Here is a 24,585-nt window from a genome sequence, read left to right as displayed (position 1 = left end):
GTTCTGAATTTCAGTCAGTTTGATGAAAAGTGTTTGTATACGCCTTCACTCTCTTGGAACTATAGGTCCAATACGAATGCAGTCAAATCCCTCCTGACACAAATCGATAACTTTTGATGTGTTGTGTGGGGTGTCGATTAGTAAGTCTTTATGATTCAACGGTTTGCAGTTTGGACAGAAAGTCTTGTAACGAAGAGACTTCTTCGTTCAGGCATTCCATAAACTGCTCAGCAGCTCCGGAATTACGGGAGTTGATAATGCCCTGTACCACATCTTTGACGCTCTGGGTGGGAGTATACAGGTCGATTGCTTTATCTGACGACGAAATCTGGGGCACGCCCATTGCCATTTCGTGTAAAGACTGTTTGAGTTCTTCCTGATCAAGTGGCTTAAACATGATTTTGGAAATCCCCAGTTCGTCAGCCAGCTTAAGACGCATGACATCTTTATCCTGCGAATTCTTTTCCATACGGAGTGCCGTCATCAGGATGAACTGTGGAGGATCGAGGGGGCCTTCATCGGTGAACCGTTCCAGATGCTGGGCCTCCATATAAAGATCGACACCGTCCATGCCGCGCATCATCAGATCTGTAATCACGATATTAATATCGTTATCCGTTTTCAGCATTTTTAAGGCTTCGAACCCCGATGTGGCTGAACAGACTGAGTATCCGAACTGTTCAATCAAACGGGTATGGAAGTGACACGTGTATCCAACGTCGTCAACGACTAAAACTTTCATGGCGGTACACCCTTCTAGGTGGGTTTGGTCTCAACTGAAATTCTATTACAGGGACTGATTGACCTCAGTTTTTAAGGTCTCTAATTCGGTCAGTAGGGCATTGATCTCTTGTTCCATTGTTTGAAACTTGCTCTGGCTCGCCTGGAGGTCTGCCGACTTGCCGTCATTTTCCAGTGACTGCAGCAGTGGATAAGGACCGGTTTGAGTGTAGTTTCCGACAGTTCCCTTGTAGGCGTGGGCGACTTCCGCGAGCAGACCTGCATCATTACTGTCAATCGCCTGACGGATGTCCTGCATCTGTTCCGGGGCCAGGGCCACAAACAGATCAATCAGTTCGGTCAGGAATTCAACATCGTTGACTGCCATGTCCAGAACCTGTTCTGGTTGGATCAAACGCCAGGTACCTGTAGTCTCAGCTGAACTTGAATTCGTCATTTTGGAGAGATCCTTACCGGGATGGGGGCTTCAAATGCCCCTGCAGAAGATCACTGATGAGGTAAAAAGCCCGAGAACCGGTTGAAATGAAAAATAAACTGGTCTAATTTCAAACCTAGTTCTTGATTTTCAGGATCAGCGTGGATTATTCGAAATGCGTAGAAACACTGAGCGTTTCTGTGATGATTTTGTCGGCTATGCAGGTTGCTGACTGATAAATCGGATATATATGTCGAAAAACATCAGTTCACAAACGGATAGAAAAGAGCCGTGTTTTACACTGTGAGGTAAATCACTGCAGGTGGATTCTCTCCGACAGAAGCTTCTCTCGATTAAATCTGAAAATCATCTGTCGCTGTAGCAGAGTGCTCCAGTTCGGCGAGGACTTCGCGCACAAGTGCTTCCTGGATTTCTTTAAAGACTTCCACGCGCCCCAGGCAGGTGGGCAATACGAATCGCAGTTTTCCACCGACCGTTTTTTTATCGAGTTTCATTCGATCAATGATGTCATCAGCACTCAGGGAAACTCCCTCAGGGAGTTGCACGGGCAATCCCAGAGCAGAGAGCAGGTGAATCTGACGTTCCGTATCATGCTTCGAAATCAGATCCAGTTTTTCCGCAAGGGTGCTGGCGTAGATCATGCCGATTGCCACTGCCTCGCCATGCATGAGCTCACCATAGCCGCATAATGCTTCGAAGGCGTGGGCAAACGTGTGCCCGTAGTTCAGAATGGCTCTCAAGCCTGTACGTTCATGCTCATCCTGCTCTACGACCTCGGCCTTGAGTTCGCAGCTGCGGGCGATGATATTTCTCAGTACTTCCGGATCGCGTTCATTCAGACCGGTGACATTCTCTTCCAGGTAGTGAAAGAATTTGGCATCCAGGATGACACCATACTTGACCACCTCAGCCAGTCCACTGCGATAATCGCGTTCCGGCAGCGTTTCGAGCGTAGACGTATCGATAAAGACTCCCACAGGCTGGTAGAAGGCACCAATCAGGTTTTTGGCCTGCGAATGATTGACGCCCACTTTGCCACCTACAGAACTGTCGACATGAGCCAGCAAAGACGTCGGCACCTGCACGAACGGCAGACCTCGGACGTAAGTCGCTGCGACAAACCCACCGGCATCTCCAGTGACGCCTCCCCCGACAGCAATCAGCACGGTCTGGCGATCAGCTTTCATTGCCACCAGACGGTCGTACAGTTCAGAAATCACGGGCAGTGACTTTGATTTTTCACCCGGTTCGATGATCGCGGTTTCCCATTTCCAGCCTTGGGCAGTCAGACTTTTTTCGATATGGGGAGTATGGAGTTTCGAGAGGTTCCGATCCGTGACAATAAATGCCGTCTTATGCCCTTCCTGAATCGCAGTATGATAGGCTGGACTCTGGCTCATCCAGGTTTCCAGTGTCTCTGCAAACCGGTCAAACTGATGGCTGACCACCGAAATATGATAACTGCGGGGGCCCAGGGCGACGTTAACATCTAAGCTTTCTGACACGGTAATTCCTTCATCCAGAATCGAATCAAGACGACAGCCCCCGAATTGTCTATTGATTTGATCACGACCGGGCTGGTCTGGCGGGTGATTCTATCCTAACTCTGACAGAGTTTGAAGTCACGCGGCTGAAGACGGAAATCGAGTGCTGAGCGTGTTTTTCAGGGGCCGCACGTGACAATCTGCTCCGGCCTGCTAAAATAACTGCGAATATGATCAAACCAGTCGACAGTCCGATTCAGTCGATGCAGGATCTGGTCCCGATACTGGCACGCAGTGATGGATTTTCTGCTGTCATGCAGGCTCTCAAGGCCGGCCAGAGCGGGACAATTGACGGAGCCTGGGGGGGATCGTGCGCGCTGACCACCGCAGCGGTCGCCACTTCATTAAAATCACCGTTGCTGGTCGTGTTGCCCCGACTCGCGGAAATAGATGAATTCACAGGAGATCTGGCCAGTTTTCTGGGAGAGGTGCCGGATATCTTTCCTGCCTGGGAGACACTCCCCGACGAACATGATGTGGCTGATGCCGTTTTTGGGGCCCGCCTGAGGGTTCTCAGTCAGTTACTGCAACTGGAGTCTGCTACTGAAGATCGGCAGCAGGTCTTTGTTACCTCCTTTCCCGCCCTGTTACAGCCGGTTCCTGGTCGTAAAGCACGTGAAGCTGCCACGCGGACCCTCCGTGTGGGAGACGAAATCGAGACCGAGTCGTTCATGAGCTGGCTCATGGAGCGGGGCTTCGAGCGCACCACGGCGATCGAACTGCCCGGCGAATTCAGTATGCATGGCGGGATCCTGGATATTTATTCTCCCGACGCTCAACTACCGATCCGTATTGAACTGTTTGGCGACGAGATCGACTCAATCCGACAGTTTGATGTCGAGACACAGCGGACCGTTGAGACCTGTCAGCAGATCGATCTCACCCTGATTGCGCCGGACAGCGGGCAGACAGTCTCACGACGTACGGAAGCACGGGACTCGGCGGAAACAGCGTCCGAGAGCCTGCTGGATAATCTTCCTCAAGATACCTGTATCGTGCTGATCGAACTCCCCGAGTTGATCGAAGAGGGAAAACGGTACCTGGATCGACTGGACAATCCCCGTGGTCTGTTCAGCGTCCCGGCAACCATGTCCCGTTGTACCGACTTTCCGACTGTCACGATCGCCCCGATTTCTGCAGAATCGATGGAGATCTCCTGTCATTTGCAGATTGAATCGATTGAACGCTTCACACGTGCCAAATCGGAAATGATCGAAGAACTGGCTTCGATTACCGGTCCACAGGACCGCATTGTGGTTTGCTGTCATAACCAGGGAGAACAGGACCGACTACGGGAATTGCTGAATGAGTCGGATCTGGATATCTCGGAAAGAGTCACAACCAGCATTGGTAATCTGGCGCTGGGATTTCGAATCGTTCCCGAACACCTCGTCGTACTGAGCGACCATGAGCTGTTTGGTCGCGCCGACATTCGCCATAAACCCCGCAAACGCAAGGTGGAAAGCCGGGCCATCGACAGCTTTCTGGATCTGAATGTAGGCGATTTTGTCGTGCATTTGACGCACGGTATTGCCCGCTTCAAAGGACTGGAACTGCTGGAGAAAGATGGTTGCCGCGAAGAGCATCTCTCACTGGAATTTCGTGAAAAAGTCCAGATGTATGTGCCTGTTTCACTGGTCCATCTCGTACAGAAATATATCGGCGGTGGAAAACATGTTCCCCAACTCTCCAAACTGGGAACGCGCGGCTGGGCCAGCAAAAAAGAAAAAGCAGCCCAGGCTGTGCGAGATATGGCCAGCGACATGCTCCGGCTGCAGGCAATGCGGTCGGCGCAGCCGGGCATTGCTTATCCACCAGACAGTCACTGGCAGAAAGAGTTTGAAGCGTCATTTCCCTACAACGAAACCAGTGATCAGTTACATGCGATCAGCGATGTGCGACACGACATGGAACGTCCTCAACCCATGGACCGCCTGATTTGTGGGGACGTCGGCTATGGGAAAACAGAAGTCGCCATTCGTGCCGCTTTTAAAGCCATTGATGCCGGCCGACAGGTGGCGATGCTGGTTCCCACAACGGTGCTTGCTGAACAGCATACGCGCACCTTCAGTGAGCGCATGGCGGATTATCCGATTACAGTCGCGGGGCTCTCGCGGTTCAAGACCAAAGCAGAGCAGCGGGCAATTCTGGAAGGGATGGCCAGTGGCAGTGTCGACCTGGTGATCGGCACGCATCGCTTGATTCAGAAAGATATCAAGTTCAAAGATTTAGGGTTGCTGATCATCGATGAAGAGCAGCGGTTCGGTGTGGAAGCAAAAGAGATGCTCAAGCATCTGCGATTGCAGATTGACGTTTTGACTTTGAGCGCAACACCTGTTCCGCGGACCCTGCATATGTCGTTGTTGGGGATTCGGGATATCTCCAATCTGACCACAGCACCACGGGATCGGGTCCCCATTGAAACCCGTATTTCCCGCTTCGATGAAGAGCTTCTCCGGCATGCGATCGTACGGGAATTGAACCGTAACGGACAGGTTTATTTCGTACATAACCGGGTTCACGATTTGCAGAAATACGCGGATCGGCTTCAGCAGATTGTTCCGGAAGCGAGTATCGGAATCGGCCATGGTCAGATGAAAGAATCAGAGCTGGAAGCAGCCATGCTCGATTTCGTGTCTGGCCGAGTCGACATTTTTGTCTGCACCACGATTGTGGAAAGTGGATTGGACATTCCCAATGCCAACACCATCTTTATCCATGATGCAGGAAACTATGGCCTGTCTGACCTGCATCAGTTGCGGGGACGCGTCGGTCGCTCGCACCATCGGGCTTACTGCTACCTGCTGCTGCGTGATGGTCAGATTCTGACGCCCATCGCAGCCAAGCGATTAAAGGCGATTGAAGAATACAGCGAGTTGGGAGCAGGGTTTAAAATTGCCATGCGGGACCTCGAGATTCGAGGGGCAGGTAATATCCTGGGAACGGAGCAGAGCGGACATATTGCCGCCGTCGGTTACGAACTTTATTGCCAGCTTCTGGAAAAAGCCTGTAAAAAACTCAAAAATGAGCCCCTCCGCGAGCATCATCACGTCGCCATTGATCTGCCGGTGACCGCATATCTGCCCTCCGATTACATCCCTCCCGGGCGAATTAAAATTGAGTTTTACCGCAAACTTTCTGCGGTTCGAAGTCTGGAAGAGCTGGCTGCTCTGGAAGAGGAAATGCAGGATCGATTTGGAGCTATCCCCGAACCAGCACACACTTTTGTTGCGTTGAAAGAAATACAGATTTTGTGTCAGCGCTGGCAGATCGACAGCATACATCTGGAAGATCACTTCGCCGTTCTGGGGTATCGCGATAAAAATCATATCCTCGCTCTGGCGAAAAGTAATAAGAAACGCATCCCGGTGAGAATCGTGGATCATAAATCTGCCTACATCCCGCTGCCAGCACAGGCAGATGCCGTTGAGTCTATAATGCTAGAGCTCAAATCGGTATTGCAACAAAGTTTCGATCCGGCATATAATCTCGCCTCGTCGTCCTGAATGGCTTCAGGATTGGGCAATCGAGAAGCTCAATTCCAGTCACAGAGGGATGATTGAGATGGTGTCGAAGTCCAATCTCCCTTCCTTACATTTCCCATGTAAACCGGGCTGCTGACAACATCTGAAACTACGTTGTCTCTCAAATTCCCAATTAATTAGTTCGTTCATCAACTGCAGGATGCTCTTGATGCGCCACGCGCAAATCTATTTTCTGATACTGGCATTGCCTGGCTTATTCGGGTGTGAAACTACTCCCAAAGTAGATAACCCCGTGCTGGGACCACCACCGCCGCGCCTGGAATCCGCTCTCAAGCAGCAGAAACTCGAAGAGACTGCAGTTGCCCGGCACAAACAGGAACGAAATGAACTGATCGAAGGTGATTTTTCAGAATCCGACAACCCTTTCGAAACACCGATCGTCACCGCGTCGACTACCTCCGAGGAAATCTCTGTCAGCCCGGCTGGGGAAGATGTAGAAGAACTTCGCGACAGTACGGTTGTGGCTATCGTCAATGGATTGCCCCTGTTCGTATCGGATATTCTGGGCGTCTACGAATTCCAGTTACTGCAGGCCGAACAGCGGATGGACCCGGAAGATTACAAAAAGCTACGACAGGCACTCGTCAAGCGTGACTTGAAAGGCCATGTCGAACGGCTACTTCTGCTGCACGAAATGAAAAGCACGCTCAAGAAAGAGCAACTCGATCAGCTGAATCAGCACCTGGAAACAGCATTTAACGATCAGCGGGTTCCTGAAATGCAGAAGCAGATGGGAGTTAACTCTCCACAGGAGCTGGAAGAAAAGCTCAATTCTCAAGGCCGCAGTCTGATTTTTGAAAAAGACCTGTTCATGAAGCAGCAGTCCGCTGTGCAGTTCATGGCTGTCAAAGCCAAAGCGAAAGATCAATTCAGCCGGGAAGAAGTTCTGGCCCGGTATCGATCCCGTATCAAAGACTACGAAGTCCCCGCCAAAGTGCAGTGGCAACGGATCCGGATTACTTACTCCAAGCACGGCGGCAAGGACAAAGCCATCGCTGTACTGGATGAAGTCATTCACAAACTGCAGTCCGGTGCCGACTTTGGAGAGATCGCAAAACAATACTCTGATGGAACTCGTTCCGATAAGAACGGATCCTGGGGCTGGACCCGACGGGGCAGCCTGGCAGAGGCAGAAATTGAAGAAGCGCTGTTTTCACTGCCAGTGGGTGAAGTCAGCCAGGTATTCGAAACAGAAAGCTCTTTTCAAATCGTAAAGGTCAATGGTCGTAAAGAAGCAGGGCATGTTCCCTTTGCTGATGTTCAGGGAAAACTGGAACAGACCATGATTACAGAATCTCGAATGAAAGCGACCAAAGACATTCTGGATAAACTGTATGCCAAAGCCATTATCGAATCGAAGTTTGAAATTGAACGCGAAGACGATGTAAAACCTGCAAATGCAACATCGGATTCAAAATGAAATATGAACTTCTGATGAAGACAAAAGTCATGAAATACAGACTCAAAAACTTTTTTGAAAACCGTACAAACTTTTTTGCAAATATTGTCATAAACATATTGACCTGATCTGCGGAAATCGATTATTAACCGCACACACTTCTCTCTACTCTCAAAAAATCAAATCACGATTCATCTCAACTACAGTCGTTTGTTTTCAGATTGCCTCCGGGCACACCTTTCATAACAAAACGTATTTCTGTTAATAAAATCCCAGAATTGATGTACGAAATTCGTATGGTACGAAATTCGTATTTCGGACTAAAATCCTACCCATATTAGATAGCGAGTTGGAAGTCATGATGACTCCTCAAAACAATCATAATCAAAGTTGGTGTTCTGGCTTGAAGGAGGGACCTACATTGGGCAAGGCATTTGGAGTACTGGCCTGTACGACGTTGATTGCAGCGTCGATGTGGCTGGCCAATCTTGGCAACACGACCAGGAAGGTCGCTGCTGATGTCGAGAGTAACGGTCAGTCGGTTTCTGGGCGTCAACAACGCTCAGCTCGTTACTATCTGAGTCTGGGGACTCAATACTATGAGCGGGGACAATTCTCCGAGGCGGTAGAAGCTCTGGAAAAAGCTTCTGTCTCTCCCGGACGTTTGTCTCAGGCAGAGTTTCGCAAAATGAACGAGTACCTGGGAAGGGCCCGTTCACGAGCTGCCGCTCCTCAACGCAAACAGGTAGTCCGGGCACAGTCTCCTGCTCCTGATTCCGAATTTTCCACAGGCTATTCAAATGCCCAAGGGAAATCCCTGGAAGAAAAGAAGCAGCTGGCCCGCCAGTTACTACAGTCCGCTCGTGAAGACCTCAAGTTAAACGAGTTTGCCAAGGCCCGACGTAAAGCCGGCCAGGCAGCGGCTCTGAAACTGGAGTACGGTCCGTTCGATCCACGTCCTGAACAGGTTCTGGCTGATATCGCTCGCGCGGAGCAGCGACTGCAGAAAGGCTCACCAATCCAGCAGGCCGGCGGTTTTACCGAAACCGGTTCTGGTGTGATGCAGGTGGCTGCAGTAGAAGAAGCTGCTGAAAGCAATCCCTTCGGTAACCCGGGGGCCAACCCGTTCGATGGAACACAGACTCGCAAACTGTCCGAGAAGGAACAGGCTGTTGTATTGCTGAAACAGGCACGCTCAGCTTTGAAATCCGGAAACTATGATGATGCCCGCACTCTTGCCCTGCAGGCTAAAGATTATGATGTTGCTTATAAACTGTTTGAAGAACGCCCTCAACATATCCTGGCTGAAATCGAACGTAAGACGGGTGCGAAAATCTTCGCAGGTCAGTCTAAACCTTCGATGCAGGTCGCTCAGTCTGACTCTGGTTCCTCCAGCAAAGATCAGGCAACTCGACTGCTCAAACAGGCTCGGGCCGAACTTAACTCAGGTAATCTGAATTCCGCTCGCGAACTGGCCCAGCAGGCCAGCCAACTGGATGTTGCCTATCGTCTGTTTGATGAACGTCCGGAACTCATCCTGGATGAGATCAAGCGTGCTCAGTCTGCAGGACAGCTGGCTTCTACCGAAGTCAACCGTGCTCAGATGGCTGCTGCCAACGCAGGACAGGGTGACTCGAAAGCTCAGGCTAATGAACTGCTGAGACAGGCTCGTCTGGATATCAAGAAACGGGACTTCGCTGGCGCACGCCAGAAAGTGGCTCAGGTTGAGCAGATGAAAGTTTCTTATGACCTGTTTGATGACCGTCCGGAACTGGTACTGGCAGCCATCGATCGGATTTCCGATGAGGCAGCGACCATCTCTGGTATGAAAGGTCTGCAACAGAATCAGGACGCTGTTCGTCCTCGGGTGAACCGTCTGATGGAACAGGCTAAACTGGCTCTGCAGCAGGGAGATAAAGATGAAGCACTGATGCTGGCGTCATCTGCTCAGAAACTCGCTCAGACCCTGGATCTGAAGTTCACACCTGATACCGAATCTCCGGAAGACTTTATCCGTCGTGTCGGAACTGCTTCCGATACCCGTCTCAATCCTGGTAACACCAGTGCTGACGGAAAAGCGAATGGTGAATACGCTCGTCGTCTGCTCTCTTCCGCACGCGAAGACCTGTCCAAAGGTCGGGTGCAGGATGCTCGTCAGAAGGCGGAAGCGGCACAGGAAATTGATACAGCTTACAGCCTGTTCGAAGATCGTCCCGAGCAGGTCCTGGCAGACATCCGTAAAATGGCTGGACAGCCTGGCGGACTCTCACAGGAAGAAATGTACGCTGCAGAACAGGAACGTAAAAAACAGTTTTCTCAGAAACTGGTGGCTCAGGCTCGTACAGATCTGAAAGCCGGTCGATTTGACTCTGCCCGCATGAACGCTCAGGAAGCTCTGAGAGTGGGGGCCGAGTTCAAACCGGGTGAGGATAGTCCTCAGACCATTCTGCGTGATCTGGAAACCAGCATGAGCACTCAAACAGCTCAGGTTTCCCCCAAGAAGAATGTCGCCAGCGAGATCGCTGTGATTCATCCCGGTGCCTCTGCTCTGGAACTCTATAACCTTGGTATGCAGCGACTGTCCGAAGGCGACCGTGGTGCCGCTTATCAGGCATTCCTGGCTGCTTACCAGTCTGGTGAAAAACTTGACACTCATCGTGCACAGCAGTTGCAGGATGCAGTCCGAGAACTGGCTCCTTCACGAACTGACAAGATTCGTCAGGTTGCCAGCCAGACCTCAACCGATGTACCGGGAGCCGCCTCTGATCAGCCCAGCAACATTGATCTGGTTGAACAGAAACAGGCGATCGAATTCAGCCGACTTCGTTCAGAAGTTCTGAATGCCATCTTCAAAGCTGAAAGAATGCGGGAATCTGCTCCGACCGAAGCTCTGGGAATTATCGACCAGGCTATGGCTAAAGTCGAAAACTCCAGCCTGAATCAGAAATCGACTCAGGCACTGATCGGCTCGCTGCAGCGTACTCGTACTTCAATCGACTCTTTCCGCAAGCAGGTTGCTCCACTGGAAGAACTGAAGAAGAAGAACGAAGAGGTTGAAGAGTATATCAACCGACGTATCAAAAATAAGATTCGTGTCGAACAGGAACTGGCCGACCTGGTAGAGAAGTTCAACGAACTGATCGATCAGCGACGCTATGCGGAAGCAGAAGTGGTTGCTAAACAGGCCAAAGATCTGGATCCGCAGAACCCTGTTACCGTCACCATGGAATGGAAATCTCGCTTCCTGCGTCGCGAAGAATCCAACAACTCCATGCGTGATCGTAAAGAACAGAATGTCTGGAATCAGCTGAACGATGTAGAAGAAGCACTGGCTGATGCCTACACACCCGATATCAAGTTTGGAAAGGATGCCAAAGAGTGGGCTGAATTAACCAAACGTCGTGAAAAATATCACGCTAAGAATCACAACCAGAAAACGGAACGCGAAATTCAGATCGAGGAGAGCCTGGATCGTCCGGTGAACCTCGCATTCGAAGGCGAGCCGCTGTCGAATGTGATGAACAAGATTCAGGCACTGACCGGGATTAACATCTTCCTGGACAGCCTGGGACTGGAAGAGGAAGGGGTTACCACCGACGCACCCGTCACGATCAACGTGAACGGCATCAAACTGCGGAGTGCCCTGAACCTGCTCCTGGAACCGCTGAACCTGTCTTACACAATTGATAACGAAGTATTGAAGATCACCAGCCGTATTCGTCAGCAGGGTACATTGAAAACAATGACCTACCCTGTGGCTGACCTGGTGGTTCCCATTCCTAACTTCGCTGCAAACGGCAGCATGGCCAGCAACCCTTACAGTCAGATGGGTGCAGTCAGCTTTGGATCCGGTATCGGCGGTAACCAGTCGACTCCCGGTAACTTCCAGGTTGCTGATCCGCTGATTGGTGGTGTTCCCGGTGCCAATCCCTGGTCCGGTAATGCTCCGACTGCCAAGGTTGCCGGTGGTGGATCCAACATTGACTTCGATTCACTGACCGAACTGATTGTCTCCACTGTCGAGCCCGATTCCTGGGAAGAAATCGGTGGGGCAGGCAGCGTGCGTCCGTTTGAAACGACTCTGAGTCTGGTGATTCGTCAGACACAGAAGGTACATGATGAAATCGCCAACCTGCTGGAACAGCTGCGACGTCTGCAGGACCTGCAGGTCACCATTGAAGTCCGCTTTGTAACCGTCTCCGATCGCTTCTTCGAGCGAATTGGTGTCGACTTTGACTTCAACGTAGCTGATACCGTCGGCGGTCCAACCGTTGACAACAACGGCAACCCGGTTCCTGCCTTCGGTCAGGTCGACCTGCTGGGTGGAAACCAGAACGGCGGTGGCGGCGGTGGTAACAATAATAACCAGGGCGGCCAGGGTGGTCAGCAGGGACAGACTACGACGAGTGGTCAGACTGGTGGCCAGGGTGTTGCTCCCTTCAGTAACCCACCTTCACGAACCCTGCTTAACTTCGACAACTGGCCCAAGAAAGGTACGATTGTCGGTATGGACTCTCCGGAATCCTTCACTCCAGACCTGGATGTGCAGTTCCGTCAGGGATCATTCGAAATCGGTGTACCTGAGTTCGGCAGCTTCAATGCGAACGCTGGTGTGAACGTGGGTCTGGCAATTCTGAGTGACATCGAAGCCTTCTTCTTCATCAACGCCGCTCAGGCAGATGAACGATCGAACCTGATGTTCGCTCCGAAAGTAACACTGTTTAACGGTCAGGTCGCCTTTGTGACCAGTAACGTATCGCGACCCTTCGTGATCAGCCTGGTGCCCACCGTGGGTAACTTCTCAGTCGGATTCACGCCGATCATCGCGAACATTCCTGAAGGGGTCTCACTGACTGTGTCAGCTGTGATCTCCGCAGACCGCCGTTATGTGCGACTCTCAGTGAACCCGAACTTCACCAACGTGACCGACGTCTTTACCTTCTCCTTCCAGGGTGGAACCACTGGTGGCCAGCAGGGTCAGCAGGGGCAACAAGGCCAGCAGGGTGGTCAACTCGGTCAACAGGGTGGTGGTAACTTCGGAAACGGGGTTGGTGCCGGCCTGGGTGGTATCGGTGGTATCGGTGGCGGTGGTGGTGCTGGCGGCCAGACAGGTCAACAGGGCCAACAGGGCCAGCAAGGCCAGCAGGGCCAGAATGGTGGCGGTGGTCTGGGAACCACAACCATTCAGCAGCCTGTGGTGGAACAGGTGACTGTCACCACAACTGTGAGTGTGCCCGATGGTGGTACTGTTCTCCTGGGTGGCGTCAAACGACTCCGCGAAGGACGCAGCATGGCTGGTGTCCCGATCCTGAACAAGCTGCCGTATGTCAGCCGACTGTTCAAGAACACCGGGGTTGGTCGTGAAACCGAAAGCCTGATGATGATGGTCACACCACGAATCATCATTCAGGAAGAAGAAGAGGAAGCTCTCCTCGGATATTAAAAGGAAATAGGAATCGCCTGAGAAATCGGGCGATTCCTGGAAATTGCAGATCGCGGGATCTGCAGAGGGGCTGATCGTCAGCAGCCCCGGGCTCTGGCCGTCGCGAATTCTCCCCCCCTGATTCGCGGCGGCTTTTTTCTATTAATCGCAGTTCAACTCCAGTAGTTGTGTTGGAAGCTGCCTTTCGAAACCCTCTTGTGAAATCTGCGGTAAATTGATTAGACTGAACGCTTCAATGAGGCGTGAGAGACCCTGCAATTTCACAGAGACAAGCAAGAGGGATGTTGCGATGAAAATCTTATTCACATTGGTCTGGATAATGGCAGCTACGGTAATGCTGGGCGCTTCGAGTTGCCTGGCGGAGGCACCAGCAACCTATCAGGTGAAGATGGAGACCACCAAAGGGACATTTTACATCGATGTGCAACGCAGGTGGAGTCCCCACGGAGCAGACCGTTTCTATGAGCTGGTAAACTCAGGCTTTTACAACCAGTGTGCTTTCTTCAGGGTCATTGAAGGCTTTATGGCCCAGGTGGGTATCAACGGCGATCCTGATACACAGGCCAAGTGGCGGGATCAGACAATTCAGGATGATCCAGTTGCCAAATCCAATTTGCGGGGCTATGTGACTTTCGCGAAAACGGGAGCGCCCAATTCCAGAACCACTCAGCTCTTCATCAATTTTCAGGATAACCGGCGGCTGGATCAGATGGGGTTCGCACCCTTTGGTTATATTTCCCCGGAAGGTATGCGCGTTGTGGATACCCTGTATAACGGCTACGGTGAGGCTGCGCCTCGAGGACGCGGTCCCTCGCAGGCACGACTTCAGCTTGAAGGTAATGCCTACCTGAAACGCGAATTCCCTCGACTGGATTACATTGTCAAAGCATCAGTCGTGAAAAACGGGAAACGCTGATTGGAGGTTTATTCTGTCGGATGCGGCTGGATGAACAGCGCTTTTTTCTCACCAGGCAATGTGAAATCAAACCCGCAGCTTCGGAAGAATACGTCTGAAGACGTCACTGCCATGACTTCCAGGATATTCCGCTGTCGTGCGCGATCAACACATGCGGAGACCAGCTTTTTCCCTACTCCAATTCCCTGACGGTGATCTGCGACTACCAGACTGCGGATTTCTGCCAGTTTACGAGAGTAGATTTCCAGGGAAGCAAATCCAACTATCTCAGTACCTGCTTCGATCGCCACAAATCCGGTTTCAACCAGTTCATCCAGTTCTTCTGAGGTCCGTGGCAGAATCTTGCCTTGCTCTACGAAAGGGACAATGAATTCGGAGAGCGGGGTGATATCCTCATGTTTAGCAGGGCGAATCTCTATCTGGTCAATCATCTTCCAAGGTTTTCGTACTGAAATGGTGGTCTTTTTCGGGGAATGACCTGCCAGAAACGAATGAGAGCGCGGACGCAGGATCGATATCTCCTGCAACTTCAGAATCAGTGCCCGGATTGCCGGCAGACATCAGAATCCCATAATCTTTTCTGAAGTCCACTAAACTAGGACAGCTTGGTGGTGCAACCGATAGTCCTATCCGTTATGTTATCGCTCAGAGGCAATTCTGTGAATAGGCCCGCAGTATTATTATTTGCCTGATACAAAGGTAATCAACCTATGAAAAAAACACGATTTTTATTGGGATGCAGTCTGATCTGCCTGACAGCCACTGGCTGTAGTAACTATGTTCGCCAGGGAGAACAGGTTGATCCCCCGGCAGCCTCAGCGCAAGTCAGTCCAGCAGACAATCAGCAAACAGAAATGGAAGTAGCCGTGGCAGACGAAGCAAACCCCGGATATTCAACAACCGCCTCCGGACTCAAGTATCGTATCGTGCGTGAGGGAAATGACACCAGGCCCGGTCCTCAGGATCAGGTGACCGTTCATTATCGGGGCACTCTGGAAGATGGTACCGAATTTGACAGCTCCTACAAACGGGGAGAGACAATTTCATTCCCTCTGAACGGTGTGATTTCTGGTTGGACCGAAGGTCTTCAGCTCATCGGTGAAGGGGGAGAGGTCGAACTGGTCATTCCGCCGGAACTGGGTTATGGTGCCGCTGGTGCTCCACCAGTGATTCCCGGTAATGCCACTCTTCATTTCAAAGTGGAACTCTTTAAAGTGAATTAGTTGATGTTGCGCAACTTCAGCTGATTCTTGATACTATTCAGCCATCATTCAGGAGAATAGCAGTGACCCACTGTTGGCACGATGTGACTCCGGGGCAAAACCTGCCTCGCGATTTCACGGCCGTTATTGAAATTCCTACTTTTTCCAAAGTGAAATATGAGTTAGACAAAGGCACGGGCCTGCTCAGGCTGGACCGGATGCTCTACTCAGCAGTCCATTATCCCGCCAACTATGGGTTCATTCCCCAGACTCTGGCTGAAGACGACGACCCTTTGGACGTTCTGGTACTCTGTCAGGAACCGGTAGACCCCCTGACAATTCTGGATGCCCGGGCTATCGGGGTGATGACCATGATCGACAGCGGCAAACCAGACCATAAAATTCTGGCGGTCGCCGTGAATGATCCGGAATACAATCCCTATACTGATGCTTCTGAACTACCACCACATCGTCTGGCCATGCTCAGACGATTCTTCCAGGATTACAAAATGCTGGAAGGCAAGACGGTTGAGGTCGAAGAATTTCAGGCAGCCTCGGAAGCGTTTCCGATCATCGAAGATTCGCTGCAGCGGTACAGCAGCCAGCGACGTCGCGGTTTTCTATAAGATCAACTGCGACTACAAACAATCAAAAACAGGCAGCCGGTTCCCTATGGAATCAGCTGCCTGAATTGTTTGTTCCTGTTGTTTCTAATCAGCTTAGATCGGGCTGTCTGCATGGACCCGGATGGTGGGAATCCGGATGCGATGCAGCATGGTGCGAATCTGTTCCTGGATCGCTGGTGTCAGTTGTTCCAGTTCATTCGTGAAGACCTGATTTCCCAGAATCTGATTGACATTCAGGCTCGGTCTGTTTCCCAGCGGATGGTCCAGTTCAACCATGCGAACCGACTTCTCTTTTGTCGCCCGGCTCAAAAGTACGCGGGTAAAGCGATCCTTCCCCTGCATATGTGGTTTGATCTGCAACCGAAAACTGGCTTTGCCCTGCAGTGCCAGCTTCAGCTCTTTCAGGCGTTCATTGATGATTAACTGCACGTTTTCAGGCAGGTCGACAATCTGCTCTGTGATTTCCCGGGGATTGCCAGTGAATTGATAAGACTGCAGAGTCTCGGTCTCATCCTGGTAATTGACTTCGACAGAATAATCCCCTTTGGCTTTACCTACAAACAGCAGACAAAGGTTGTGGGTGCTGATTGTGGTTGGAGTGCTGAAATTCAGTGGCTCTTTTCTTCCGAGTGGATCCGTTTCCGTGGAACGGGCTGCAATGGGTGCATCTTTGCCGGTATCTGGTTTTGGGGTTTTTTTGTTCTGGTTGCTGTCCGCCATTTGCGGTTTCTGACCGAGAGGGGTGACCTGAAACTTGTAGTATCGAAACAGTTTCTGAGTCAGGGTCAGTTCAACCGTCTGTTTTCTGGACGCGCGGATGATTTCCAGCTGGATGGTCTCACCTTTGTCTGAATCGAGGACAAACTTCCTTAGAATATCAGATGAGGTGATGGCTTTGCCGTTGTAGCTCGTTAGAACATCAAATGGTTTGAGACCTGCCTGCTGGGCAGGAGAATCTGGCACAACCATCTTGATACCGATTCCCTGTCCTGCTGTCAGCATGTCGTGCAGTTGGGCTTCCAGGTAAGCTGGGATCGGTTCCGTGACGACACCCACGAAGTTCCGCATTTCGGTCTCGCCGGTTGATCGCGTAGTAACCCGGAACTTTCCCTGCGGACCAGCGGCGTCTGTTGACGTAGACGGCGCTGGGTTCAGGGTAGGGTTTTGCTGCAGAGATTGAGGTTGCCCTGGTTTTGGTGCCTGCAGGGGAGTCTCATCAGCTACGGATGTCTGAATGGCAATCAGAGACGTAATCAGCCCGCTCAAAAAGAACCATCGAAACTGTTTCATTGTAATGCCTTGGATTTGTTTCAAAAAAGACCTTCCTCGTGCCGGAAAATACTAAAATTCCGGCCCGGCTGCGAACATCCTTTTTGTGGCCCGTTAAATTCCTACTTATTCCGCTTTATCAGCTCATTGATCGCAACAGTTGTTACTGCTGCTCGTGGCTCTCAATTTCATCACCAATCAGTGACAGACCGGCTTTGTTGACAGGCACAAAATCAATGGTGAGCTCAGGCATTGACATCTTGACGTGAGAACCAGTTTCCGGATTTTCAACAGTGATGTTTGTCCAGGACAATTCAGTTCGCTGTTCTACCGGACCGAGTTCCGTATTATAAAGTGTGATATCAATCGATTCTTTGATGTTGTCATTTACTTCAGGGGTCATCTCCAGGGGAGTCTCTCCCTGATCCAGAACTGCCAGCGTATCCGGCTCAATCTCTGGAATAGTTGCGACGATGGGTTTTTCAATTTCGGGTTGTATGGTCGGTTCAGCAGTCGGCTGACTTGTCAGTCCTGACTCATCGGGAGTCCTCTGCATAAAGAGGCTGGCCAGTCCCGCCATGAGGCAGATCGAGAGAGCAGATACCAGCAATCCCAATTGAAAGCCACGACGAGAAGCAGGTTCCTGTGCCACGGGGACAGAGTTTTCTTCTGCTCGCAACTTTCGGTAGTGAGCTTCAAATTCCTCGTCGGTGAGTTCAGATAACTCCTGCAATTCAGGAGGCATTTCCTGCTGGAAATATTCGCGCAGAACACTCTCCAGCTCATCTTCATTCTCGAGCATTCCTGAAGTGTCATACGGTTTCATGATCAATCCCCACTTTTTCCAACTCTTCACAAAGGCGCTTTCTGGCGCGAGAAAGCCTCATGTCGATTGCTGAAGTTGATGTATTCAGAGCAATTGACATTCGTTTTGATGACCATCCTAGTGCATAACGAAGTACGAGAACCTCGCGGTCCTCGGATCGAAGTTGTTGAAGTGCTAGCCGGATTCGGCTGTTAGTCTCATTTCTCTGCAGATCCTCTGACGGGTCTGCAGGTTTTCCCACAATATTGTCCAAAAAATCTGCGGGCTTAGCTGCATGATTCTGCCTTCGTGCATAGTCACGCAACCAGTTTTGAGCAACAGTCAAAACCCAGGCCCGGATATTTCGAATTGACTCTACTTCTTGGCTATGTAAACGCACGAATGCCTCCTGCAGCGCGTCATATGCGCGATCCGAATCGGAACACTGGGCATATAATAAAGCCCAAAGTTCTCGTCCTTCACGCAAATAGACCGCCTCAATCTCTGCCGACCAGTTATTGGCCTGCTTATCAGGCATGCAAATTCCAATACGTTAGAAGAGGGATTATCTAAGTCGATTGGAGAGTGTTAATGGACTGGCTTCTCTTACCAGATTAACAACACTCGTCTAACTCACATGCACTAGAATAGACGGAATCTGAACCAGAATCTAACCTCGTTTCAGGATATTTACGGTATCCATTTGAAAATGGTGATCCCAACCCACCGGGTTTCGCCAGATTGACAAGGATGTCCATGGTTCAAACTTATACTATCACCATATGATAAAACAACTTATATCGATTATAGCGACGACTGCCTGGACGACCAGATGCGACGTGTCATTTTGACTGAATTCGAAAATGCCCCTACCTCTGTCGATGGCTGTCAGTTGGGATCTGATAGTCAAGCGGACACTGTCAGATGCTCTCTTACTGGATCTCGGAGTAAGGCAGTGGTTCCAGATACCAGTTTGTGATCTTGGATACAGTTCCCTTGTATTTGTCCATCTTTTTCATACGGTCCCACTCGGGATGCTTGCGGAATCCTTCCCAGTGTTTGTCATGTGCCTCCCGGTTTGGGGCGGAAAGCATATAGGTCAGGTTGGGTACATCATCGCCGATCAGCATCTCGCCGTAGAAAACCGGAGCGAGCAGTACGTCTCGCATGATGTCAATCTCGCCCGAGTTGAACATATCTACTTTCAGCCGGGCCAGATTCGCATTGTGACTTTCGTAGGTCCGCAGTTCGAATAGGTTGGGGCCTTTTCCTTTCGGGGTTTCCAGATTCGGCATCCCTTTAAAGGCTTTCATCAGGCGACTTTCAATCCGACTGTAGGGGGCATCTTTTTTAGGAATAGCGAAGTAGGATGCGGCTGCTGCGTGATAGGCTTTGTCAGTCTCCAGTTTATCATTCAGGCTGGCCAGCTGATTCAGGGATTGAAAGGGAATCAGCATGTAGAGGGAATAGTCATCTTTGGCATCGATTTCTTTGAACACGCCCACCTTCTTGATCCCCGCGCGATTCAGCGCCGGCAACAGGGCCTGTTCCAGGTAGTCACTGACCACCTGCTGATTCTGCTCATTCGCAATGCGGTAGGTTCGCAGTTCATAGTATTCCTGACTCTGCTGCTCTGCTGCGGTCACGGGCTGGCCCAGTCCCAGGGCAACAACAGTTACCAAAATACCTGCCAGCAGGCTGCGTCGCTTAATTCGATTCTGTTGCATGATTACCTCACTTTTTATCCTGAACTGATTTTTGATTCTGAGTTGGTTCAAAACGGATGAAGACGGTCGCGTACGGCCACAACAACTCAAGGTTTCACAGGTGCCAGAATACGAGATGCCTGTCCGCTGCTGTGATGAATTTTGTTTTTGGCGACGACCACTTTCTCGGGAAACTCGATTGTAATCGGCTCTCCCGTATTGGGGTTCGGCTCATAGAATGGGGCTCCTGTCGAACAGACGGTCACCCGAATTTTATGCCCTTTGTTGAAGATCTGACTCAGCCAGCCCACATTGAAGCCGACCTTGTAAACCTCTCCCGGTTCCATGAATTTCTGTTGTTCGAAACCATCCCGGTAGCGGGCGCGACGGATCATATCAATGATCAGAATCGAACGCCCGTCCGGATAGACATCGCTGACGCGGACAATGAAGTCGGTATCTTTGGCCGAGGATGAGACCAGCAGCTCAGCCTTCACATTTCCGGTCCATTCGACAGCTTCGGTCAGTGTGTCGGTCGTGAAGGTCAGTACATTTTCCTGCTCTTCAACAACACGGGCATCGCGGGCACCGGGGAAGCCCCGGCCTTCAATTTTTTCCGGGTTCAATGGATCTGCAATCAACTGGGTAAACGAGTCTGCTGACGTCGGCTGAGAGGTCGACAGTTTGCCATCTTGGTGCAGGTAGTAAGGAGTTTCTTCGACGGGTACCGGCCAGTCGTTGGTCGACCGCCAGACATTACCTGGTGCCCCCGGCTCACCGACCGCTCCCATCACGTAGTAACGGACATTGGGATCAATTTCGATCTCGTTCCGCTTTCCCTTCAGGTAGTGATCGAACCAGCGGATCATCTCGGCCATCATGTCGAAGTTCGCATTCTCCGGGTAGAGCATGTCGCCGACTTTATTGACCTTATTGAACCGGCCGTGCAACCAGGGCCCGATATACAGTTTCTGATGACCGCGGGAATTCGGTCCCCCTTTATGCTGGCGTCCAATGTAGCTCTGGATCGAGCCGACGCACATAAAGTCGTACCAGCTGCCTACAGTAAAGCAGGGGACGTTCATCTTATCAAAATGCAGGGTACAGTCTTCTGCCTGCCAGTATTCGTCGTAATCGGGATGCGAAAACCATTCTTCCATCAGAGCCCGGTTGTGAGCAGCCACGCGGCAGACAGCATCCATACCCTTGAATCGATTTGGTTTTGCTGCACCACCAATGAAATAACCCTCATGATACAGACTGAGCCCCGTATCGATCATGAACTGACAGACCAGATGGGGCGGTTGTGTCACTGCCAGATAGTTCTGTGCATAGCCCCCCTGGGAGCTGCCGAACGTACCGATCTTGCCAGTCGACCAGGGTTGTTTAGCCAGCCATTCAACGACATCGTAGCCATCCTGCTTTTCACCCCATTGCAGGTCCCGGTAGCCGACCCAGGTGCCTTCAGATTGCTGGGAACCCCGGTAGTTGACTGCACAGACCACATAATCATGTCCGGCCATTTCCGCGAATGAGAGCCGCGACCCCTTGCCTCTCAGGCTGGCGTAGCGCTGTTCCATCAAAACCGGCCAGGGGCCTTTACCCTGAGGAATATAGAGGTAGGCGGAGAGCTTGACGCCATCCCGCATGGGGATCATGACATGTTTTTCAGTGACCCCTTTTTCAAATTTGAGTGGCGGGGCTTCCTGCGCGAACAAGGCAGGACAGAGAACGAGGCATAAAATCATCCACAGGCAGGCAGGGGCCAGTTTTCGCATGGGCTATCTCCGGTTGGATTTTCAGGGCAGGTATTTCTTCTTCGATTGTGGTCAACCATCGTCAATTCAGCAAGCATAAACGCCGGTAGATCTGAAGAGTCTCCGGAACCCGTACAACAGTCAGAAGCGACATCCCCCCTGTTTTCGTCAGTGCAGCAGAAATTCTTACCCTTGATTCAGCAGTCAGACAGAGGCGGGAAATCGATTTTTCAGCGCTGAAATCGGGGCAGAATCCTTTCACAAGCCATAAAAAGGGGGTATGCTACCGCAGAGCAGCAGTGAGAAATATTCTCCACCTGACTGCTGAATCGATTCCCGCCGGGCGAACCTGATGGACGCCTGATGTATCAAGATGCATAAGCACCGGGAACAAAACGCCGCCGTAGCTCAGTTGGCAGAGCAACGCATTCGTAATGCGTAGGTCAGGAGTTCGACTCTCCTCGGCGGCTCTTCTTTTTTCTGCCAGTCTCTCTGACTTGCGTTCTGCTTCTGCGATCGATTCAGAACTGCGGAACCTGCTTCAAATCGGCGATCTTTTTCAAAGCCGCGTCCACATCGCCATCCGCAGGGGAAAACTGTTTCAGTTTCAGATAAGTGGCCTCCGCTTCGGGGAGCAGCTGATAAAACAGCTGCAGTTCTGCCAGGCGTTGAAGAATCGCTTGATCAGCAGGCATCAACTCATGGGCTTTGCTCAGGAGAGTAAGCGCTTTGCCGGGAATTCCCTCTGACTGGTAAATTGAAGCCAGTTTCAAAACCGCCTCTTGCTGATCTGGTTTCAGTTCGGCCAGCATCTTCTCCAGCTCAAGTCGCTCGGATAAGCTCTGGTATTCCTTGTTTTCGTGATCCTGAATCTGTTTGAGTTGTGCGGAAGCCTGCTCTGGTTGTCCGTTGATCAGATCAAACCGTGCCAGAATAAGACGTGCCTTGTCACTCGTTTGCTTATCGGCGTTCTGAGACTCAAGCACTTTTTGGGCGTACCGCTGCGTCTTCCGATAAAACGTCAGTTTCCAGAATGCCTGGGCGATCTGCAGATTTCGCTGGGGAGTCTCCACTGAATTCGGTTTTGTATTCACGGCTTTATTCGACAGTTGTTGCTCACAGAGTTTTATGCCGCGCTGAATACTGCCGCGTAGCGCGACGTGGCCTGGCATCTGGCTGGCTTTGGTGAATTCTGTCAGTGCCTGCTGGAACTGACGATCCCCTACATAGGCCCAGCCCAGAAAGTTCGTCAGGTGAACGTCCTGCACGGTTCCCAGTTGCTTAACAAAATCAATGCCCTCTTTATATTGCTCCGCTTCCAGCAACTGTTTGAGATAAGAAACCTGCGCTGACAACCGCTGCGGAAACTTTTCCAGAATCATTCGGGCCCGATTCAGCCCTGCGGTTTCCTGCCAGTAGCCCTCACGAATGGTTCCCTCATAATTCGGTTCGATTTTGATTATAACGACTCCCTGTTCGTCATAAACGGGAGTCAGACGATAAACCAGATCGTCGTTTAACAGATGCCGGGGAAAACCGTCGATGGTATTTTCATCGAAACAGACAATATATTGCGCGCCCAGCGATTGAATCTGCTCATGCAACTGTTCCGGGCTGGTCTTTTCAAAATAGACGAGTTTCTGGAAGCGGTGTCCCGATGTTGCGAGATCGTTGCGCCTGGTCAGAAATCTGGTTTCAGGTGGCGTTTGTTCTCTGATCCAGTTGCCGGCGGCAACAAAATTACTGAAGTGGCTCGAGGGGTACTGCGTCTGATAAAACGTTTCGCCGTTGCGCAGCAGCTGCACATTGGTTGTCACCAGCCGCGCATCGGTATATGTCTGAACGCAGAGGAGGGCCATCGCAGGAAGTAAAATCAGACAGACCAGCGTCTTTCGAATAGCAGGGTTGGAATTGGTAATTCGACTGAGTAACGCTCTCAGTCCTGCAGGCACAAAAGCGAGGATGACAGGCAGCAGTGGCAGAACAAACCGGGGTTGCATCCAGGGCCAGACAGAGAGAATCGCAAACGTGAAGACGAGGTACGGCAGACAGAGCAGGCCGCCCCGATTTCGTAGCTGGAACATCCCATAGATGGAAACGGCCAGTACCAGCAGGCTTATTAACGAGTACAGCCATAGCGGTCCAGGCAGAAACGTCAGCCCATCCAGCAGGTAGCGTTCGTACGCGGGAGTTGCCCCTGGCATGTTAGGGATTAATGTTTCGCACAGACTTTGAAAGTGAGTCAGACTGCGATTGATCATAGAGATAACAGTACCAACGGGACCAGCGGACCGCAGATTGTTCAGGATCAGGGAACTGTAAAGGTCAGAGTTCAACGAGCGATTGCGCAGCATCCAAAGTCCCAGAGTGACCAGCGAACCAGCTACCGGAATCAGATAGCGCCAGCGCTGCCGACTGGTGATTGCCCACGTCCCGAGTGCCAGTGTCAGTGCGATACCAATGGTCCGCAGCAGAGGGAGGAACAGGAACAGGCCGGTCAACAGAATCAGATTCCGTTTGCGATTCTGTTCGTTCTCGCTGGCGATTAAATAGAGGATTCCCAGGCTCAATGCCATGAAAGGGATTTCGCTCATGATAAGCGTTGAGAAGAGCAGGAAGTAGGGGTTAGTCGCCAGGAGCAGTACCATGCACAGCACTGGCCAGCGTCGCGCGGGGCCGCTTTCTGTAGTTGATGAGCAGGTTGTATCTTCAAGTTTGCAGAGGTAAGCGTAGAACAGCACCAGTAGAAGGGTTCCGAACAGAATGACAGTCACTTTGGCCAGGATCGCATGGTAGGGGGCGATTAAGGCAGCGGGAATCAACAGCAGGGACATGCCGGGGGGGCGCAGGGTAAATGGTGGAGAGTCGGGAAAATCGAACTGCTCATACGCCAGATGATTCACCAGTCCCCGCGACATCAGGACATAGTCGGCACTATCCGGATAAAAGAAGTAGAGTTGATTCAAGCGGGCCGCTGCCAGACCAGCAAAGCAGAACAGGATGACAATGATCGCGTAACGGGCTCCCCTGTTTTTTGATTGTACTTTGTTGTTCATGGCACTACAGGTTTGAAAGAGCAGGACAGGCCGGGAGCCTTATCTCAATCGGGAAACACAGCGACAGCAACTGTGTTGTAAGACACCGATCATAAACCGGCAGTGGGGGCGCAGGCGAAATGAAACTGTGGAAATTCCTC

At 51.3% G+C, this 24,585-nt stretch carries 16 protein-coding genes and 1 tRNA gene; 7 read left to right on the top strand and 10 right to left on the bottom strand.

The genetic code is table 11. The annotated features are described in order from the left end of the window. Nucleotides 1-148 precede the first annotated feature (148 nt). The 3 genes from RID21_RS20405 to aroB all read right to left on the bottom strand — a co-directional run bounded on the left by RID21_RS20405 (nt 149) and on the right by aroB (nt 2,682). Nucleotides 149-742 (bottom strand): response regulator, encoded by a 594-nt coding sequence (locus RID21_RS20405; protein ID WP_350192050.1) that lies wholly within the window; start codon nt 740-742, stop codon nt 149-151. Nucleotides 743-787: 45 nt separating this feature from the next. Then, nucleotides 788-1,177, bottom strand: a complete 390-nt coding sequence (locus RID21_RS20400; RefSeq protein WP_350192048.1) for an Hpt domain-containing protein — start codon at nt 1,175-1,177, stop codon at nt 788-790. Between the two features lie 332 nt (nt 1,178-1,509). Continuing rightward, the gene (gene aroB, locus RID21_RS20395) at nt 1,510-2,682 is read right to left on the bottom strand and encodes a 3-dehydroquinate synthase (protein ID WP_145442476.1); all 1,173 of its coding nucleotides are present in this window, start codon (nt 2,680-2,682) and stop codon (nt 1,510-1,512) included. Between the two features lie 209 nt (nt 2,683-2,891). Here aroB and mfd point away from each other — a divergent pair, with 209 nt between their 5' ends. The 4 genes from mfd (at nt 2,892) to RID21_RS20375 (ending at nt 14,024) form a co-directional block, all read left to right on the top strand. Then, a complete protein-coding gene (gene mfd / locus RID21_RS20390) occupies nt 2,892-6,227 on the top strand; it encodes a transcription-repair coupling factor (protein WP_350192046.1) in 3,336 nt (1,111 codons plus the stop codon). 187 nt (nt 6,228-6,414) lie between these two features. Beyond that, nucleotides 6,415-7,686 (top strand): peptidylprolyl isomerase, encoded by a 1,272-nt coding sequence (locus RID21_RS20385; RefSeq protein WP_350192044.1) that lies wholly within the window; start codon nt 6,415-6,417, stop codon nt 7,684-7,686. A gap of 400 nt (nt 7,687-8,086) precedes the next feature. Then, on the top strand, nt 8,087-13,108 hold the full coding sequence (locus tag RID21_RS20380) for a secretin GspD/PilQ domain-containing protein (RefSeq protein ID WP_350192042.1): 5,022 nt from the start codon (nt 8,087-8,089) through the stop codon (nt 13,106-13,108). A gap of 289 nt (nt 13,109-13,397) precedes the next feature. After that, nucleotides 13,398-14,024, top strand: coding sequence for a peptidylprolyl isomerase (locus RID21_RS20375; protein WP_350192040.1), 627 nt, complete (start codon nt 13,398-13,400; stop codon nt 14,022-14,024). 8 nt (nt 14,025-14,032) lie between these two features. On the opposite strand, the gene RID21_RS20370 is transcribed toward RID21_RS20375, so the two are convergent. Continuing rightward, complete coding sequence (locus RID21_RS20370; RefSeq protein WP_350192038.1) at nt 14,033-14,455, bottom strand: GNAT family N-acetyltransferase; 423 nt, start codon at nt 14,453-14,455, stop codon at nt 14,033-14,035. 279 nt (nt 14,456-14,734) lie between these two features. On the opposite strand from RID21_RS20370, the gene RID21_RS20365 reads away from it, so the two are divergent. Both RID21_RS20365 and RID21_RS20360 read left to right on the top strand, forming a co-directional pair. Next, nucleotides 14,735-15,247 carry an FKBP-type peptidyl-prolyl cis-trans isomerase gene (locus RID21_RS20365; protein WP_502892625.1) on the top strand — a complete coding sequence of 171 codons (513 nt, stop codon included), beginning with the start codon at nt 14,735-14,737 and terminating at the stop codon, nt 15,245-15,247. 62 nt (nt 15,248-15,309) lie between these two features. Further along, nucleotides 15,310-15,852 (top strand): inorganic diphosphatase, encoded by a 543-nt coding sequence (locus RID21_RS20360; protein WP_145043160.1) that lies wholly within the window; start codon nt 15,310-15,312, stop codon nt 15,850-15,852. Between the two features lie 93 nt (nt 15,853-15,945). On the opposite strand, the gene RID21_RS20355 is transcribed toward RID21_RS20360, so the two are convergent. From RID21_RS20355 to RID21_RS20335, 5 genes are all read right to left on the bottom strand, one after another. Then, on the bottom strand, nt 15,946-17,142 hold the full coding sequence (locus RID21_RS20355) for a PDZ domain-containing protein (protein WP_350192036.1): 1,197 nt from the start codon (nt 17,140-17,142) through the stop codon (nt 15,946-15,948). Between the two features lie 142 nt (nt 17,143-17,284). Continuing rightward, nucleotides 17,285-17,947: a hypothetical protein gene (locus RID21_RS20350; RefSeq protein ID WP_350192034.1), complete on the bottom strand. Its 663-nt coding sequence runs from the start codon at nt 17,945-17,947 to the stop codon at nt 17,285-17,287. Beyond that, nucleotides 17,934-18,464 (bottom strand): RNA polymerase sigma factor, encoded by a 531-nt coding sequence (locus tag RID21_RS20345; RefSeq protein WP_350192032.1) that lies wholly within the window; start codon nt 18,462-18,464, stop codon nt 17,934-17,936. Before RID21_RS20345 ends, RID21_RS20350 begins: the two co-directional genes overlap by 14 nt. A gap of 394 nt (nt 18,465-18,858) precedes the next feature. Further along, nucleotides 18,859-19,653, bottom strand: coding sequence for an NIPSNAP family protein (locus RID21_RS20340; RefSeq protein WP_350192030.1), 795 nt, complete (start codon nt 19,651-19,653; stop codon nt 18,859-18,861). A gap of 86 nt (nt 19,654-19,739) precedes the next feature. Then, on the bottom strand, nt 19,740-21,410 hold the full coding sequence (locus tag RID21_RS20335; protein WP_350192028.1) for a CocE/NonD family hydrolase: 1,671 nt from the start codon (nt 21,408-21,410) through the stop codon (nt 19,740-19,742). Nucleotides 21,411-21,786: 376 nt separating this feature from the next. Between RID21_RS20335 and RID21_RS20330 the strand changes: the two genes are divergently transcribed. Further along, nucleotides 21,787-21,859: transfer RNA gene (locus tag RID21_RS20330), tRNA-Thr, on the top strand. Nucleotides 21,860-21,910: 51 nt separating this feature from the next. Here RID21_RS20330 and RID21_RS20325 read toward each other — a convergent pair. After that, entirely contained in the window at nt 21,911-24,445 is a 2,535-nt protein-coding gene (locus RID21_RS20325) for a hypothetical protein (protein WP_350192026.1), read from the bottom strand. Nucleotides 24,446-24,585 lie beyond the last annotated feature (140 nt).

Source organism: Gimesia sp. (assembly GCF_040219335.1).
Taxonomy (GTDB): Bacteria; Planctomycetota; Planctomycetia; order Planctomycetales; family Planctomycetaceae; genus Gimesia.
The sequence above is the reverse complement of the archived record's forward strand: the minus strand, read 5'-3'. Positions and strand labels throughout refer to the sequence as shown.

Coding starts and splice junctions, on each gene's coding strand:
- RID21_RS20400 (WP_350192048.1), bottom strand. CDS start 1,177: ATGACGAATTCAAGTTCAGCTGAGACTACAGGTACCTGGCGTTTGATC.
- RID21_RS20385 (WP_350192044.1), top strand. CDS start 6,415: ATGCGCCACGCGCAAATCTATTTTCTGATACTGGCATTGCCTGGCTTA.
- RID21_RS20405 (WP_350192050.1), bottom strand. CDS start 742: ATGAAAGTTTTAGTCGTTGACGACGTTGGATACACGTGTCACTTCCAT.
- RID21_RS20335 (WP_350192028.1), bottom strand. CDS start 21,410: ATGCGAAAACTGGCCCCTGCCTGCCTGTGGATGATTTTATGCCTCGTT.
- RID21_RS20340 (WP_350192030.1), bottom strand. CDS start 19,653: ATGCAACAGAATCGAATTAAGCGACGCAGCCTGCTGGCAGGTATTTTG.
- RID21_RS20350 (WP_350192034.1), bottom strand. CDS start 17,947: ATGAAACCGTATGACACTTCAGGAATGCTCGAGAATGAAGATGAGCTG.
- mfd (WP_350192046.1), top strand. CDS start 2,892: ATGATCAAACCAGTCGACAGTCCGATTCAGTCGATGCAGGATCTGGTC.
- RID21_RS20365 (WP_502892625.1), top strand. CDS start 14,735: ATGAAAAAAACACGATTTTTATTGGGATGCAGTCTGATCTGCCTGACA.
- RID21_RS20345 (WP_350192032.1), bottom strand. CDS start 18,464: ATGCCTGATAAGCAGGCCAATAACTGGTCGGCAGAGATTGAGGCGGTC.
- RID21_RS20325 (WP_350192026.1), bottom strand. CDS start 24,445: ATGAACAACAAAGTACAATCAAAAAACAGGGGAGCCCGTTACGCGATC.
- RID21_RS20375 (WP_350192040.1), top strand. CDS start 13,398: ATGAAAATCTTATTCACATTGGTCTGGATAATGGCAGCTACGGTAATG.
- RID21_RS20370 (WP_350192038.1), bottom strand. CDS start 14,455: ATGATTGACCAGATAGAGATTCGCCCTGCTAAACATGAGGATATCACC.
- RID21_RS20355 (WP_350192036.1), bottom strand. CDS start 17,142: ATGAAACAGTTTCGATGGTTCTTTTTGAGCGGGCTGATTACGTCTCTG.